General features: G+C 64.0%; 16 protein-coding genes. 10 read left to right on the top strand and 6 right to left on the bottom strand.

The genetic code is table 11. From position 1 onward, the window contains the following. The first annotated feature begins 237 nt into the window (after positions 1-237). On the top strand, positions 238-2,454 hold the full coding sequence (locus LPA37_RS24170; RefSeq protein WP_229013917.1) for a TonB-dependent receptor: 2,217 nt from the start codon (positions 238-240) through the stop codon (positions 2,452-2,454). A gap of 93 nt (positions 2,455-2,547) precedes the next feature. Then, a complete protein-coding gene (locus LPA37_RS24165; protein WP_228980517.1) occupies positions 2,548-3,234 on the top strand; it encodes a Fe2+-dependent dioxygenase in 687 nt (228 codons plus the stop codon). A gap of 29 nt (positions 3,235-3,263) precedes the next feature. On the opposite strand, the gene LPA37_RS24160 is transcribed toward LPA37_RS24165, so the two are convergent. Then, the gene (locus LPA37_RS24160; RefSeq protein WP_228980518.1) at positions 3,264-4,181 is read right to left on the bottom strand and encodes a LysR family transcriptional regulator; all 918 of its coding nucleotides are present in this window, start codon (positions 4,179-4,181) and stop codon (positions 3,264-3,266) included. A gap of 128 nt (positions 4,182-4,309) precedes the next feature. Here LPA37_RS24160 and LPA37_RS24155 point away from each other — a divergent pair, with 128 nt between their 5' ends. The 4 genes from LPA37_RS24155 (at position 4,310) to LPA37_RS24140 (ending at position 7,147) form a co-directional block, all read left to right on the top strand. Beyond that, positions 4,310-4,648 carry an alpha/beta fold hydrolase gene (locus LPA37_RS24155; protein WP_229013916.1) on the top strand — a complete coding sequence of 113 codons (339 nt, stop codon included), beginning with the start codon at positions 4,310-4,312 and terminating at the stop codon, positions 4,646-4,648. A gap of 91 nt (positions 4,649-4,739) precedes the next feature. Next, the gene (locus LPA37_RS24150) at positions 4,740-5,741 is read left to right on the top strand and encodes a glutathione S-transferase family protein (protein ID WP_229013915.1); all 1,002 of its coding nucleotides are present in this window, start codon (positions 4,740-4,742) and stop codon (positions 5,739-5,741) included. A gap of 170 nt (positions 5,742-5,911) precedes the next feature. After that, positions 5,912-6,595 carry a glutathione S-transferase family protein gene (locus LPA37_RS24145; RefSeq protein ID WP_229013914.1) on the top strand — a complete coding sequence of 228 codons (684 nt, stop codon included), beginning with the start codon at positions 5,912-5,914 and terminating at the stop codon, positions 6,593-6,595. 111 nt (positions 6,596-6,706) lie between these two features. Continuing rightward, a complete protein-coding gene (locus tag LPA37_RS24140) occupies positions 6,707-7,147 on the top strand; it encodes a VOC family protein (protein ID WP_228980526.1) in 441 nt (146 codons plus the stop codon). Positions 7,148-7,186: 39 nt separating this feature from the next. Here the strand turns inward: LPA37_RS24140 and LPA37_RS24135 are convergent, their stop codons facing one another. Next, complete coding sequence (locus LPA37_RS24135; RefSeq protein WP_229013913.1) at positions 7,187-8,812, bottom strand: L-lactate permease; 1,626 nt, start codon at positions 8,810-8,812, stop codon at positions 7,187-7,189. A 248-nt stretch (positions 8,813-9,060) separates the two neighbouring features. After that, positions 9,061-9,699, bottom strand: coding sequence for a LysE family translocator (locus LPA37_RS24130; RefSeq protein WP_229013912.1), 639 nt, complete (start codon positions 9,697-9,699; stop codon positions 9,061-9,063). Positions 9,700-9,847: 148 nt separating this feature from the next. Between LPA37_RS24130 and LPA37_RS24125 the strand changes: the two genes are divergently transcribed. From LPA37_RS24125 to LPA37_RS24115, 3 genes are all read left to right on the top strand, one after another. Continuing rightward, positions 9,848-10,333, top strand: a complete 486-nt coding sequence (locus LPA37_RS24125; protein WP_228980530.1) for a low affinity iron permease family protein — start codon at positions 9,848-9,850, stop codon at positions 10,331-10,333. Between the two features lie 216 nt (positions 10,334-10,549). Next, positions 10,550-11,713, top strand: coding sequence for an aromatic ring-hydroxylating oxygenase subunit alpha (locus LPA37_RS24120; protein WP_229013911.1), 1,164 nt, complete (start codon positions 10,550-10,552; stop codon positions 11,711-11,713). Next, positions 11,680-11,868, top strand: coding sequence for a hypothetical protein (locus LPA37_RS24115; protein ID WP_229013910.1), 189 nt, complete (start codon positions 11,680-11,682; stop codon positions 11,866-11,868). The genes LPA37_RS24120 and LPA37_RS24115 overlap by 34 nt, the downstream gene beginning before the upstream one ends. 16 nt (positions 11,869-11,884) lie before the next feature. Here LPA37_RS24115 and LPA37_RS24110 read toward each other — a convergent pair whose 3' ends face one another. Then, a complete protein-coding gene (locus LPA37_RS24110; RefSeq protein WP_228980534.1) occupies positions 11,885-12,805 on the bottom strand; it encodes a helix-turn-helix domain-containing protein in 921 nt (306 codons plus the stop codon). Between the two features lie 166 nt (positions 12,806-12,971). Here LPA37_RS24110 and LPA37_RS24105 point away from each other — a divergent pair, with 166 nt between their 5' ends. Then, positions 12,972-13,880, top strand: coding sequence for a DMT family transporter (locus LPA37_RS24105; protein WP_228980536.1), 909 nt, complete (start codon positions 12,972-12,974; stop codon positions 13,878-13,880). 99 nt (positions 13,881-13,979) lie between these two features. Here the strand turns inward: LPA37_RS24105 and LPA37_RS24100 are convergent, their stop codons facing one another. Then, on the bottom strand, positions 13,980-14,561 hold the full coding sequence (locus LPA37_RS24100; RefSeq protein WP_229013909.1) for a DUF3501 family protein: 582 nt from the start codon (positions 14,559-14,561) through the stop codon (positions 13,980-13,982). A 22-nt stretch (positions 14,562-14,583) separates the two neighbouring features. Further along, positions 14,584-15,921 (bottom strand): heterodisulfide reductase-related iron-sulfur binding cluster, encoded by a 1,338-nt coding sequence (locus LPA37_RS24095; RefSeq protein ID WP_229013908.1) that lies wholly within the window; start codon positions 15,919-15,921, stop codon positions 14,584-14,586. Positions 15,922-16,071 lie beyond the last annotated feature (150 nt).

The following is a 16,071-nucleotide window of genomic DNA, read 5'->3' as shown; positions in this document are numbered from 1 at the left end:
CGCCGGAAAGTGTTGTAAGCACACTCATTAAATACCCACAAAATGCATGGCTTTGTTGCGAATCGTTACCATTTGTGAAATGATAACGATTCGCATTTAACGGCATTGCCGGTCCCTGAACAGTGGTCTGGCGGGGTTGAATCGCGCGCGCGACATGACGCGCAGCGGGCCACGGCGGGACGTCCGTGTTTCGCCAGACCGAAAAAAGAAACGCAACAACGACAGGGATTCACGACGATGATCAGGACGACACCGCTCGCGGCGGCCATTTTGGCTGTATTCGCGACACCGCTGTACGCGCAGACCACCGCCCAGCCGGCCACGCCCGCTGCCCAGCCAGCCCAATCCGCCCCGACCGCTAACGCCGACGCCGCCAGCAATACGCTGCCCGCCGTCAACATAACCGGCCAGGGCGACAACATCGGCGACTTCCAGCCCGAAAAATCGAGCGTCGGCGCGAAGGTGCCGACTGCATTGCGCGACATTCCGCAGGCCGCCGTCGTGGTACCGAAAGCGGTGCTGCAATCGCAGGCCGCGACGTCGTTCAGCGACGCGCTGCGCAACGTGCCGGGCGTCACGCTCGGCGCGGCCGAAGGCGGCCAGATCGGCAACAACATCAACCTGCGCGGCTTCACGGCGCGCACCGACATCTATCTCGACGGCTTCCGCGACCGCGGCCAGTACTATCGCGATACGTTCAACCTGGAATCGATCGACGTGCTGTACGGCCCGTCGTCGCTGTATTTCGGGCGTGGCTCGACGGGCGGCGTGATCAACCAGGTCAGCAAGGAGCCGAATCTCAAGCAGCGCGCCGACGTGTCGGTGCAGGCCGGTACGCACGACCGCTATCGCACGACCGTCGACCTGAACCAGCCGATCAGCGATACCGCCGCATTCCGTATCAACGCGTTCGGCCAGGATCTCGGCTCGAGCCGCGACGTGATGAAGAACAAGGACTACGGCGTCGCGCCGGAAGTGAAGTTCGGCATCGGCACGCCGACCGAAATCACGCTGTCCGCGCTGATCCAGCACAACCGCGACCAGGCGGACTACGGCGTGCCGTCCCTGAACGGTCATCCGGCGCCGGTGAATCGCGGCGCGTTCTACGGCTTCACCGACGACCGCACGATGCAGGACGTGCAGCAGTTCTCCGCGCGCATCCAGCATCGCTTCAACGAAAACCTGACGCTGCGCAACCAGACGCAGATCGCCCACTACAGCACCGAAGCGCGCGAGACCAATGCGGCGTCCGTGCTGACCGGCCCGCTCGCGAGCTCGACCGCCCTCACGAACGGCAATTACACGACGCTGCCGCTCTCGTCGCTGTACGTGAAGCTGCAGGGCAAAGACCGCAACATCAACGACCACTCGCTGTACAACTCGACCGATCTCGAAGCGAAGTTCAATACGGGTTTCGTCAGGCACGACGTGATCGTGGGCGTCGACCTGAGCCACGAGACGTACAGCAACCAGTCCTTCACCGCGACCACGCCGGGCCTGCCGTCGAACACGCTGGCAATCGTGCCGCTGATCGACCCGACGTACACCACGCGTCCGGCGAATGTGAACGAGGTGGCCACCAATCTCGCCGAATCGAGCGCGAACGGCATCGGCCTCTACATGAACGATACGATTTCGCTCGGCGAACACTGGAAAGTGGTCGGCGGCGTGCGCTGGGATCGCTACGAGGCGTCGATCAACAATTCGATCAACGTGCCGGGCTACGCCACGCAGACGAACTTCTTCACCAGCGTGCGCGGCGGCATCATCTATCAGCCGACCGACTGGCAGTCGTACTACGTGTCGTACGGCACGTCGTTCGACCCTTCGCTCGAAGCGCTGACGCTCACGAACGGCCAGCAGAACCTGCCGCCGGAAAAGAACCGCTCGTATGAAATCGGCTCGAAGTGGGATCTGCTGGGCGGCGGACTGTCCGTGACGCAGTCGCTCTTCGACATCGAAAAGACGAACGCACGCACGCAGGATGCAACCGGCAACTACCAGCTCGACGGCGACATCCGCGTGCGCGGCTATCAGCTCGGACTTGCCGGCCACATCACGAACAAGTGGCAGGTGTTCGGCGGCTACACGTACATGAACGGCACCGTGCTGGAAGCGCTCGACGGCACCGCGGGCAAGACACCCGCCAACACGCCGCGCAACATGCTCACGTTGTGGACCACGTACGACTTCACGCCGCACTGGCAGGTCGGCGGCGGCCCGGTGTACACGTCGTCGCGTTATGCGGCGAACAACAATCTGGTGTCGGTCGGCGGCTACACGCGCTGGGATGCGATGGCCGCATATCACGCGAAGAAGTACGACGTGCAGTTCAACCTGCTGAACTTCACGGACAAGAAGTACTACGACGCGCTGATTCCGTCCGACGGCGGCCGCGCGGTGCCGGGTTACGGCCGCACCTTCCTTGCCACGCTAAACTATCGCTTCTTCTGATCGCTGCGCTGGATCAGTCAGGCGACGGTTCACGAAACACCGCCCGTTTCGCTTCTGGGGAAACGGGCGGTTTGACGCAGGAAGTATCACACGATGATTGTCACGATCCCGGACGTTCTCAGTCCCGCAGACGCCGCCACGATGCGTGCGCGGCTCGAAGCCGCCACGGATTCATGGGTGGACGGCCGCGCGACGGCGGGCTATCAGGGCGCGCCGGTCAAGCGCAACCAGCAGATCGCGGAAGGCTCGCCGATCGCGGCGGAAATGGGCGAAATCATCGTCGCATCGCTGGAGCGGCATCCGGTGTTTATCAGCGCGGGGCTGCCGAACAAGCTGTATCCGCCGCTCTTTAACCGCTACGAAGGCGGCATGCACTTCGGCAGTCACGTGGATGGCGCGATCCGCCTCGTTCCCGGACACGGCGCGCGCGTGCGCACCGATCTGTCGATCACGCTCTTTCTCACGCCGCCCGACGAATACGACGGCGGTGAGCTGCTGATCGAGGATACCTTCGGCGTGCAGGAAGTGAAGCTGCCCGCCGGGCACGCGATTCTCTATCCGGGTACGAGCCTGCATCAGGTGCGGCCGGTCACGCGCGGCGCACGGGTGTCGAGCTTCTTCTGGGCGCAGAGCCTCGTGCGCGACGATACGAAGCGCGCGCTGCTGTACGACATGGACAACGCGATCCAGCGTCTGAACGCAACGAACGGCGACGAATCGGCAAAGCGCACGCTCGTCGGCGTGTATCACAACCTGCTGCGGCTCTGGAGCGAGACGTAACGCGTTTCGTCTTCGTCGCCGCCGTCCGTTCACGCGAAGCGATCCATTCCCTGCACGAGACGTTGCGCGAGCCTCGGCTGACGCAACTGTTCGAGCCACCACTGCAGCGCGCGGCCTTCGTGATCGCCGCGCCATGCCACATAGAGCACGTTCGGCTCGCGCGGATCGGCGGTTGCCTTTTCCACCAGCTCGCCGCGTTCGAGCAGCGATGCCACCCGATAGCGCGGCAGCCAGCCGACACCGAGCGCGTCGCGCTGGGCGAGGATTTTCGCGCGCATGCTGGGCACCGCAAGCGCCGGCTGCCCGCCGACGACGCCGTATGCGCGCCCGCCTGTCATCCGCGACGAGTCCGCCACCACGACCGCGCGATGCGCGACGATCCGCTCGCGCCGCAGCGGCTCTTCCACCGCGGCGAGCGGATGGCGCGGCGACACGGCGAACACCCATTCCATCGAGCCCAGCTCGAACCAGCGCAATCCCGGAATGGCCGGCGGTTCATTGGTCGCACCGACGATCAGGTCGGCGCGACCGTCGCGCAGCGCTTCCCACGTGCCGGAGAGCACTTCGCCCGTCATGCGCAGCGTGACGCCGGAGTTCAGCTCATCGAACGCATGCACGACCGGCATCAGGAACTCGAACTCCAGGATTTCGTCGGTGACGATCCACAGGCGGTCTTCCCAGCCGCTCGCGATCTGGCGCACGCGCTGCGTCATGCGCGAGACGTCCTGCATCAGCCGCGCCGCCTCCTGCGCCAGCAGATGCCCCGCCGGCGTGAGTTGCAGCCGGTAGCGGCGCCGGTCGAAGAGCAGCGCGTCAAACCGGGTTTCCAGCTGCCGCGCGGCGTGCGAAACGGTCGAAGGCGCCTTGCCCAGCCGCGCCGCCGCCCGCGAGAGGCTGCCGCTCTCCCGTATCGCCTCCAGCAGGGACAATTCGTCTTCTGACAACATGTTCAACTCCGTCGAACGAGTTCATCGGAAAAATCGTACGGCAAAACCGGTGCGCCAGTCCACCATGGCATCACGTCACCAGAAGATCCCTGTCGGGATCGCTGGAAATCTCACCGGAGAAAACCGTCATGAGCCTCTTGAACAAAGTCGCAAAGCACGCTGGCGCGGCCCTGCTGGCCGCCGGCGCGATGCTGTCGGCCACACACGCCGCCACGCAACCCGTCGTCCAGGATCGTTCGATCAATGCGAATGGTATCGAGCTGCATTACCTTGCGGCAGGTCACGGCGACGCAACACCGGTCGTCCTGCTGCACGGCTACGCCGAGTCGAGCCACATGTGGCTGCCGCTGATCAAACAGCTCGACGACCGTCGCGTCGTGCTCGCGCCGGATCTGCCGGGCGCCGGCCCGTCGGCGATTCCGGAAAGCGGCTTCGACAAGAAGAACACGCCGCCGTTGCCGCAATAAGCCGGCGCGGCCGGGCAGCGAACCGTATATCGATGCAGGCGGGCGCAGGTGCCTTCGAGGCACACGCCGCCCGCGCTCAAGGAGCAGTGAAATGGGACTTCTCGTGAATGGCCAGTGGCAGGACCGGTGGTACGACACGAAAGCGACCGGCGGCCGGTTCGTGCGCAAGGACGCGGCGTTTCGCAACTGGGTCACCGCCGATGGCTCGGCGGGTCCGGGCGGCGTCGGCGGCTTCAAGGCCGAAGCGGGCCGCTATCACCTGTACGTGAGCCTCGCCTGCCCGTGGGCGCACCGCACGCTGATCCTGCGCGCGCTCAAGGGACTCGAAGAGATGATCAGCGTGTCGGTCGTGAACTGGCTGATGCTCGAAAACGGCTGGACGTTCGCCGACGGCCCCGGCGTCGTGCCCGATATGGTCAACCACGCGCGCCTGCTGCATCAGGTCTATACCGCCGCCGATCCTGGCTATACCGGCCGCGTGACCGTGCCGGTCCTGTGGGACAAATGGCAGGGGAAGATCGTCAATAACGAGTCGTCGGAAATCATCCGCATGCTGAACTCGGCATTCGACGGAATCGGCGCGAAAGCGGGCGATTTTTATCCCGCGACGCTGCGCGAAGAAATCGATGCGATCAACCTGCGCGTGTACGACACCGTAAACAACGGCGTCTACAAGTCGGGCTTCGCGACGACGCAGCAGGCGTATGAAGAAGCCGTCGTGCCGCTCTTCGATTCGCTCGACTGGCTCGAGGAGAAACTCGCGACGCACCGCTTCCTGACCGGCGATCACGTCACCGAAGCCGACATCCGTCTCTTCACCACGCTGATCCGCTTCGACGCGGTGTATGTCGGGCACTTCAAATGCAATCTGCGGCGAATCGCCGATTACCCGAACCTGTCGGCTTATGCACGCGATGTTTACCAGTTGCCGGGCGTCGCGGGCACGGTGGATTTCGGGCACATCAAGCGGCATTACTACGAGAGCCATCCTTCAGTGAATCCGACCGGCATCGTGCCGCTCGGCCCGGTACAGAACTTCACCACGCCGCACGATCGCGCACGGCTTTCCGGTAACGCGCCGCCCATCGTCTGACGCCGCTCCGGCCTGCCCGGCCGGACGCGGTTGCACATATCGCGGCGCGGCATGAGGCGCGCGCCGCGTCCAGTTAGTCCAAAACGATCTTCGACCACGCGGTTCGCCGCATGGTCGTGGCCAGCCTCGTCTCCAGCGTTTGCTGTCACTCACTTAATCAGGGAATCATCATGCTGAAGTTTTATTTCCACCCGTCGCCGAATCCGATGAAAGCCGCGTTGCTGCTCGAAGAACTGCAGACGCCTTTCGAACTCGTCGCAGTCGCCACCTTCAAGGGCGAGCAGCACCAGCCCGACTTCCTGAAGATCAATCCGAACGGGAAAGTGCCCGCGATCGATGACGACGGCGTCGTCGTGTTCGATTCGCACGCGATCCTGTTCTACCTCGGCGCGAAGCACGGCCGCTTCATCCCTTCGACGGCGAAGGAACACGCCCGGATGCTGTCGTGGCTGCAGTTCGTCGCAACCGGCCTGTCACCGTTCTCGGGTCAGGCGGTCCACTTCCTGCATCACGCACCGGAAGCGCTGCCGTACGCGCGCAACCGCTACCTGAAGGAAGTCGGGCGTCATTACCGCGTGCTCGACGACCGTCTCGCGCAGTCGAAGTATCTGGCCGGCGACGAATACACGATCGCCGACATGGCGCTGTGGGGCTGGGCAAACTTCGCCGGCTACATCCTCGGCGAGAAAGGTCTGACGGATTATCCGAACGTGAAGCGGGTCGTCGACGAAATCTCGACGCGCCCGGCCGCTGCCCGCGCGCAGGCACTCAAGGAAAAGCTGACGCTGAAGGCGGCGTTCGACGAGGAAACCCGTCGCGCGCTGTTCCCGCAGAACGCGGAAATCACGGCCTGAGCGACTTTACGCATCAGTCACGCAACTGAAGGCCGGCCCGCGCGCCGGCCGGCCACCGATCGCAAAAAATAGCAACCGACGAAGCGCTGGTTTCGTCGCAAGGAGTCCGTGATGTCAACGATTCAAACGAAGCCTGCGCCAGTCGGCGGTTTGCGGCTGCATAACTTCGCGCTCGCCGTGCGCGACCTCGACGCGATGATCGCGTGGTACGAAGCCGTGCTGGGCTTTGCCGTAAGCGAACGCGGGCGGTTCGATGCCGTCGGCGCCGACTACGCGATGATCGAAGCCGGCGGCATGCGCATCGAACTGGTATCGCGTGCCGGCGAAACCGGTCGCCCGGTCGATCGCACCGCGCCGCCTGGGCATCTGAACGTGCCGGGCTGGAAAGCGCTCGTGCTGGAAACGGACGATCTGCCTGCCGCGACCGCCGCGCTCGTGCGGCACACCGTCGAGATCGTGTGGGCCGACCAGCCGCTTTCAGCGCATCTGCGCTCGACGATGATCCGCGATCCCGAAGGCAACATGATCAATATCTTCGGGCCAGCGAAGTAACGGGATCGCCTTCTCAGACAGCGGGCGCTTCTGCGAGCCTTATTGGCCTCCGGGGAGCGTCATCAGGCCAGGCGCGAAGAAGTAAAACCCGACCCCGATCACCACCAGGTAGATCAGCATGATGAACGTCCACCCCATGTTGTGGCGGATCACTTCGCCTTCGTTGCGTACAAAGCGGCTCGTCGATACACCGACACTTGCGGTCTGTGGCGCCACCGGCTTGCCGACTTCGGCTCCCACCGAATTGAGCGACGGCAGGAGCAGCGTTGGAAAGCCCAGCAGGCGCCCGACTGTCACCTGAAAGAAGCCGAACATCGCGTTCGTGGACGTATTGCTGCCGGACAGCGCCACGCCAATCCAGCCCAGAATGGGCGCGACGATGATGAAAGCGACGCCGAGCTTCGAGAATCCCTCGGCAAGGGAAGCCGCCATGCCCGAGAAATTGAAGACATAGGCGAGGCCGAAGATGAAGATGCCCACCAGCATGGCTCCCCACATCTGGTGCCATGTGCGGCGGAAGGCCTCCGCATATTGCGCGGGCTTCATGCCAAGCAGCAGGCTGATGATGAACCACGACGCCAGGATGGCCGAGCCGCCGATAAAGGGCGCAAAAGCGAAGGTAGCGGCCACCGTCGAGCCCTGATGGATCGACGAGCCCGCGGCGACCGAAAGCTTGAACCACACGATGCGCGGCAAGGGCGACCAGGGACCGGTCCAGAGTACGACCACCACGATCAGGACGATGAAGGGCAACCAGGCGCGAAACACCCGGCCGCCGGACAGGCCGTGTGGCTCGTTGCCCGCTGCGGCAAGCGCCGCATCGACCGGTTTGCCGCCGTAGCCGAGTACGCGTTTCGGCCGCCAGAAACGCAGCAGCACAAGCAGGGCCGCAAAGCAGACGATCGCGCCCGTTATATCGGGCAGATAAGGTCCAAGATAAACCGCCACAGGATACTGTCCTGCGATGTAGGCGAGGGAGCCGACCACGGCGAGCGGCCAGCCATCGCGCAGACCGGTTCGTCCGGAGACCAGGTAGATCAGGATCCACGGCGGCAGCAGCGCAAGCACGGCCACGATGTGCGCCACCGAGGCGGACAGCGCCATGAGCGGAAGGCCCGTCACGGCGGCAAGTGCGACGATTGGCACGCCGAGCGCGCCATACGACACCGGGGCGTTATTCGCGATCGCCGCAACCCGGATGGCGTCGAGATCAGGGATGCCAAGGGCGATCAGGATAGGCGCGACAAATGCCCACGGATAGCCGAAACCAACGAGCCCCTCCAGCAGGGCGCCGAACGCCCAGGCGAACAGGATCGTCTGCACCCGGACGTCCGCGGTGCCGAGGCTCGTCAGCCAGCGCCGGAAGTCATCGAACGTACCGGTCAAGGTCAGCGAGTTGAACATCATCACGCCCCAGAACGTGATCCAGTCGACTGCCCAGATGCCCGTCAGCGAACCATAGACGTATGCCCGGATTCCGGTGTCGACCGGCATGTGCCACACCGCCACCGCCAGCACCAGCGTGACAATGGCGCCGATCAATACGGAAATCCACGCGGAAAGCTTGAAGACCGCAAGCAGGATCAGAAGAACAACCACGGGGATGAGCGCCAGCAACCATGACACAAAGAGGTTGCCAGCTGGATTGAGAATCTGCTGGAACATGGATCAGACTCCTTTCTGTTGTTTTGACATAACAGGAGACACATGATCAGGTGAAGCTGCTGCCTGTAGTGAAGTGTAGGCAGCAAAGTCCATTAGAACAAAGACTTGACCGGTTACGTCTGACAGCCGGAGTGGTGGTTGCCGCGCCGGTTGCGTGCCGGTGAAGGTGGGACGCGGCGTGGGATCGGCTGTGCGGTCTCCCGCATTCGCGGGCGGCAAGAACCGCTCCCGCTCCCGTCACAGCACGATCAGATACCGGCTTTATGCGCCGTCCAGATCAGGCGCAGGCCGAGTGCGGCGATCGCGCCTGCCGCGATCCGGTCGACCCACGCCTTCGCCCGGATATACATCTCACGTGGCCGGCGGCTCGAAAACCCGAGCGCGACGACGGTGTACCAGCCGGCTTCGATGGTGAACACGGCGGGCGGCAGCAGGAAATAGCACCACAGCGGCGGATGATGCGGCAGCAGTGCGGCGAAGATACTGCCGTAATAGATCGCCGTCTTCGGATTGCTCAGCTGCGTGCTCAGGCCGATCCAGAACGACTTGCGTGCATCCTGCCGTCCGGCGCCCACGGTCGCGTCGACGGTGAACGGCGAGGCCGCGCCGCGCCAGATTTTCGACGCGATCCAGATCAGATACAGGCCGCCCGCCACCTTCAGCCCCAGATAAAGCCAGCCGACGGCCGCCAGCACGGTATACAGCCCGACGAGTGCGATGCCGCTGAAAAACACGCCGCCGACGCCCATCCCAAGCGCCGTCGCGAGGCCGTCGCGCCGCGACAGGCCGATCGAGCTGCGCGCGACGATCAGGAAGCTGGGTCCGGGGCTCATCGCGCCGATCAGCAGCGCACCCAGGATAGTGACAATAGCGGCGGATGGATTCATGCCCGGGCTCCCTGACAGATGGATCGACAATGGAAAAGACAGACTGCCATTGTAGGGCGTGATGCCGCCTCGTGTGGGGGACGGTGTGTCATCATCCAGCCGGAAGTACAGACGTCCCCGACCGGTCAACCTGAAGACGGAGATCTGGATGCACAGAACCTGGTTTTCGAAATTCTCGAGCTTCCTTTCCACGATGACGGGCCGCCCGCTGACGTTCGTGGTCGCCGCGGCGCTGGTCGTGCTGTGGGCGGTCACCGGGCCGCTCTTCCACTACAGCGACACGTGGCAGCTGGTCATCAATACGTCGACCACGATCGTGACCTTCCTCATGGTGTTCCTGATCCAGAACACCCAGAACCGCGATACGGCCGCGATGCAGATCAAGCTCGACGAGCTGATCCGCGCGATCGAGGGCGCGCACAACGCGCTGCTCGACCTCGAGGAACTGGAAGAGCGTGACCTGACCCGTTTTCGCCGACACTATGAAAAGCTCGCCGAAGAGGCCCGGATCGCGCTGAGCGCGGGCGGCGTCGACACGGATTCGCCGTTCGTCCAGAGCGACGACGGTGACGATGACGCGGGTGGCGATCGCGCCAGTGACCGGAAATCCAGCGGCCGCGAGCCACGAAAATAGCGGCATCGAAGCGCCGCGGCGAGACATATTTACCGCCCGGCTCCGGGCCGCCAGCGGCGCCGCGCGCCCGCCAGGCGGGCCAGGGCGAGCAAACCCGGCATTCGCAAACACTGCGCGCGGACTTTGGTTCGAGTAGACTGACCGGCGAAGTTCATCCAATTGCTGTCAATTATTTCAATCGACGGGATCCAGTTCAGTCGCAAGGAGGCGTCCCCCATGCATGCAGTTCCCACGCTGGATAGCAGCACCCTTGATGAGGCCGCTTCCGGCGCAGCCGCGGGGGCGCCGGTGCGCGACCTGCGTCGCGTGCCCATTCACCCGGATAACTGGTATCCGCTCGCGTGGTCGCGGGAAGTGAAGCGCGGCAAGACACACGGCGTCCATTTTGCCGGCGAGCCGATCGTGCTGGCGCGCACGGAGTCCGGCAAGGTGTTCGCGCTGGAAGACCGCTGCGCGCACCGCCAGGTACCGCTGCATCAGGGTGTCGTCGATGGCGAATCGATCCGTTGCGGCTATCACGGCTGGACCTACGACTGCTCGGGCAAGTGCATCGATGTGCCGTACCTGGGTCGCGAACGGCTGCCGAACGGCGTGCGCTCGTATCCGTGTCAGGAAGTCGAAGGCCTGATCTTCGTGTTTCCCGGCGACCCCGCACTCGCGGAAACAAAACCGCTGCCACCGCTCGCCTCGGTGAACGACAAGGCGTACAAGACCCGTCGTTTCGGCCGCGCCGTCAAATGTCATTACTCGTTCATGCACGAGAACCTGATGGACATGAACCACCAGTTCCTGCACCGCCGGCAGATGGGCCAGATGCGCGCCCGTTCGCTCGGGCGTCGGCGCGGCGAAGGCTGGGTCGAGGTCGACTACACGTTCGCGCGCATGGAAGGCAAGCAGCCGGTCGGCGAGGCACTCGTGTTCGGCCAGAACCGCAGCAGCGGCGGCCAGAACGACAAGGACGTGATGACGATCCGTACGGAATATCCGTATCAGACGCTACAGATCCGCACGTCCGACCAGACGCTCGTGATGAATCTCTGGATCATCTACGTGCCGCTCGATGCCGAGCAGCGCACGAACCGCACGTTCGGGCTGCTGTCGATCAGGAAGCCGGGCATTCCGGGCGCGCTCGATCTGGCGTGGCCGTTGCTGGTGTGGTTCACCGAGCGCATTTTCAGGGAAGACCGCGAGATCGTCGAAGCCGAGCAGGCCGCGCACGACAAACAGGGCGAGGACTGGAACCATGAAGTGTTTCCGGTCATCAACGAGCTGCGCGATCTGCTGCGTGAATCCGGCGCGACGCACCTTACGCCGCGCGGCGAGGCCCACACGTTGAAGGACGAAACGTGGCAGCCGTTGCGCCGCGTAGCACGGACCTGAAACCCGCGAGCGCGGGCCGGCCTTGCGCGCTGGCCCGTCTTCATCTGCACGGCCGGCGTTCAGGCGCCGGCCTGCCCCGCGAGCGTTTCCGCGACAACGCCGAAGTGCTGGTATTCGACCAGCGGCCGAACGAAGAATCCGGCCTGTGGTCCTGATCGATCGTGGACCGGTTCAGGCCGACCGCATCGTCCGGCGATACGCCGTGGGCGTGGCGCCCAGCGCCGCGCGAAAACGATGGCTCAGGTGGCTCGGATTCGCGTAGCCGCTTTGCAGCGCGACCCGCTCGAGCGGCAGCGCGGTCGTGCGCAGCAGTTCACGCGCGCGGTCGAGTCGCTGCTGCGCGACCCAGGCATGCGGCGGCAGACCAAACGACGTGCGGAACATCCGCGCCAGATGGAATTCCGACAGGCACGCGACCTCGGCCAGCTCGCCGAGCGTAAGCGACGCCGTCAGGTTCGCCGCGATGTAGTCGCGCAAGCGGCGGCGCGTCGCCACCGACAACCCGCCCTTACGTACAACGTCCGTTCGCTGCACGGATTGCGCCCTCAGCAGCAGGCTCAGCACGTCGTGGGCGGCTTCGTTGGCACGCAGGCGTCCGTCCGGGTCGTCCCACAGTTCGTTGGCGAGCGTCTGGCAGCGTTGCGCGATTTCGGCATGCTCGAAATACGTGCGGTCGGCGAGCGTCAGTTCGCGCGGCTCGCGATCGAGTTCCTGCACGGCGCGACGCGTGAAATGCCCAGGCAGGAAATACAGATGCATGAAGTGCATGTGTCCACGCACCCACCAGCGCGACTCGTGATCGCCCGGCAGCGCGCATAGCCGGCTTGGTGCGCCGTACAGGCCTGGCATCTTCTGGCGTTCGGTCCGGTAGCCGCCGTTCAGATAGCACGACAGCGTGTGATGACCGGGCCGGTCGTAGATCGTCTCCGCTTCTTCGGTATCGCGCCGCCAGATCGCGACGGCCAGCTGGTCGCCAAGCCACGCGAACTTCTCCAGCGTCGCGTTCGATTCGCCCAGCGTGCGACACACCGAGTGCAGCCCGAACGGCGGCCCGGCAGGGTCGATCAACGGAACGGGCGAATTCGTATTCACGGCCGGGGCGTCGCGATGAGCAGGAAAGATGCATGAAGTATACGGGCAACACCCCGCCGCCGCTGGCACGGGCAGGAAAAGTGCGCAATCCTGGACAAGTCGCGCGACGCCCGCGCGTGCATAGTCAGCGCTTCCGAATGTCTGGCTGCTTCCACCCATACCGCTTATGAATCCGCTTCTTTACGCCGTGACCGTGCTGATCTGGGGCACCACGTGGATCGCCATCAAATGGCAACTGGGCGTCACGCCGCCGCCCGTCTCGATCGCGCTGCGTTTCTGGCTCGCCACGCTCGTGCTGTTCGCGATCCTGCGCGTGATGCGTCGCCCGATGTGGCCGCCGCGCGCGGCGTGGCGCTTTCTGGCGGCGCAGGGTCTCGCGCTCTTTTGTGTCAACTTCCTGTGCTTCTATTACGCGGAGCAGGTGGTGCCGAGCGGCCTCGTCGCCGTGGTGTTTTCGACGGCGCCGCTGCTGAACTCGATCAACGGCCGCCTCTTCATGGGACGCACACTGCAGCCGACGGCGATCGTCGGTGCGCTGCTGGGGCTCGCCGGCATCGCGTGTCTGTTCGAGCAGCAGATGGCGCTGCACGCGGGCGACGTCGTCATGTGGCGCGGGCTCGGCATCGCCTTTCTCGGCACGATGTGCTTCTCGGCGGGTAATCTGCTGTCCAGCCGGATGCAGGGCATGGGCTTGCATCCGCTGGTCACGAACAGCTGGGCGATGCTGATCGGCGCAAGCGTGCTGACGCTCGGCAGCCTCGCCGCCGGCCTGCCGTTCGCGCTGGAAGCGGGGCCGCGCTATCTCGGCGCGCTTGCCTATCTCGCGATCCCGGGCTCGGTCATCGGCTTCACCGCCTATCTGACGCTCGTCGGACGCATCGGGCCGGAACGGGCCGCGTATTGCACCGTGCTGTTCCCGATCGTCGCGCTCGCGCTGTCGACAGTGTTCGAAGGCTACCGATGGTCGGTGCTGGCAGTGGTTGGACTGGTGCTGGTGGTGGCCGGCAATCTGGTGGCGTTCGACATGACGCGCCGGCTTTTCGCCGGAAGGTCCGCCGCGAAGCGAACGGCCTGATATGCGTGGGGTACAGCGTCGTTCCGATGTTCCGCCACATGCCATGCAACCTGCCTGCTCGCGCCCGACGCCTCCAGTCTGCCCAGGCGCCTGAAGGCGCTACTTCAGATCCCTGACGAGCGAAGCGCGAACACCCGGCTCGATCGCATAAAGCGGCACCGGGTAGTTCGGATGATCGCTACCGATACTGAGCGCCGCGCCGTCGCGCAGGCGCGCCTTCATCGAAGGCGTCAGTTCGAAGCGCACGAAATGCACCGCCGAGGTTTTATCCGCGTTATCGCGCTCCAGGTCTTCGTCGGCGATGGCATACACCGGTGCTTCGCCGTCGACCTGCACGAACACGCGATCCTCGATACCGATCAGCCGCGCGAGCGCCGCGTGTCGCTCGATTTCGTTTTCATACTCGATCTGCATCGTCGCTTTCAGATTGCTGCCATCGGGCACGAGCGGCAGATAGGCGTCGAGCTCGGCCTGGATGCCTTCCTCGTCGAAAATTTTCTCGATGTGGAGCATTTCCTGGATCTGATAGCGGATCGTCGTTTCGTCCTCGAACAGGAAGGTCACGTGATTGCCGAGCGGTACGGTGCGCGCTTTCTTGTGTTCGATGACCTGCGCACGCATCGCCTTGCGCGACTTTGCGTACGTTTCCAGCGAAAGCAGCGAATTCCGGGCGATGCTCATGACGTGCCTCACTTTGTCGGTGTCAGATGCCGTACGCCTTGCGCAGCAGCGTTAGCGGGTGCGCAAGTTCAGCGCGATGCAGGCCGTTTTCGTCGATACCCTGTTCGATGTGATGCCCCGCGAGCTGGCAGTCCGACGAGATGTAATCAGGCTCGGGTTGTGCCATCGCCTTGAAGACCGGCGTGCCGATCTTCATCGCCATCGCGTGGAACTCCTTCTTTACGCCGAACGTGCCTGCATGACCCGAGCAGCGCTCGATCACGCTGACCTTCGTTTCGGGCACGAGCGACAACATATCGAACGTCTTGCGTCCGATATTCTGCACCCGCGCGTGACAGGGTACGTGATACGACACTTTCCCGAGTGCGGTCTTGAAGTTGGTTTTCAGCAGTCCGTCGCGATGGCGCGACACGAAGTACTCGAACGGATCCCAGAACGCTTCGCTGACGGCACGCACCGCTTCGTCGTCAGGGAACATCAGCGGCAGTTCGTGCTTGTACATCAGCACGCAACTCGGAATCGCGCCAATGATCGCGTAGCCCTCGCGCGCGTATTTCGCGAGCACGGGCATGTTCTTCTCTTTCTTGTCCGCGACGCCCTGCAGGTTGCCCTGTTCGAGCAGCGGCATGCCGCAGCACGCTTCGCTTTTAACGAGCTCGTAAGGAATATCGTTGTGCGCGAGCACGGCAAGCAGATCGTGACCGATGCCCGGTTCGTTGAAATTCACGTAACAGGTCGCGTAAATCGCGACCTTGCCGGGCGTGCGCTCGCCGTCCCGAACCGGCTTTTGCGGAGACTTGCGGGCCGCGCCGCGAAACTTGCGGGCCGCGAAATCGGGCAACCATGCGTCTTTGTCGACGCCCAGCGCCTTTTCCATTACGCCGCGCGCCGCCGACGTGTGGTTCACCGCGTTCACCGTCTGCGTGACAACGGGAATGCCGGCCAGATGACCGAGCGCATCGGTATTCGAAAGGAACTTGTCGCGTAACGGCACGTCGCCGCGCCTGTAATCGACCGCCTTGGCGCGCAGCATCAGATGCGGAAAATCGACGTTCCACGGATGCGGCGGCACATACGGGCATTTCGTCATGTAGCAGAGATCGCACAGATAACACTGGTCGACGACCTTGCCGAACGCGCGCGTATCGACGTCGTGCGCTTCGCCGCCGTCGGTTTCGTCGACGAGATCGAACAGCGCGGGAAACGCGCCACATAATGAAACGCAGCGCCGGCAGCCCGCGCAGATGTCGAATACGCGCGTCAGCTCCTTGTCGAGCGATGCCTGATCGTAAAACCCGTCCGAGAGCCAGTCGAGCGGATGTCGTGTGGGCGCCTCCAGACTGCCTTCTTTATGGGGCATGGCGTCAGGCTCCTCTTGCGAAAGCGATGCGATCGGACGAAGCAGCACCGCACCGCGCAGCGCGCGCGGCACGCGACAGGCGTGCGCACACATTGCGCACGCGCGGGGGTGCGTGCTTCAGTGGCGTCGATTCAGACCGGCGAGCGGCCT

Origin of the sequence: Paraburkholderia gardini, from assembly GCF_907164545.1 — a bacterium.
Taxonomy (GTDB): domain Bacteria; phylum Pseudomonadota; class Gammaproteobacteria; order Burkholderiales; family Burkholderiaceae; genus Paraburkholderia; species Paraburkholderia gardini.
Note: the sequence above shows the minus strand (reverse complement) of the source record. Positions and strands in the feature narration are given on the sequence as shown.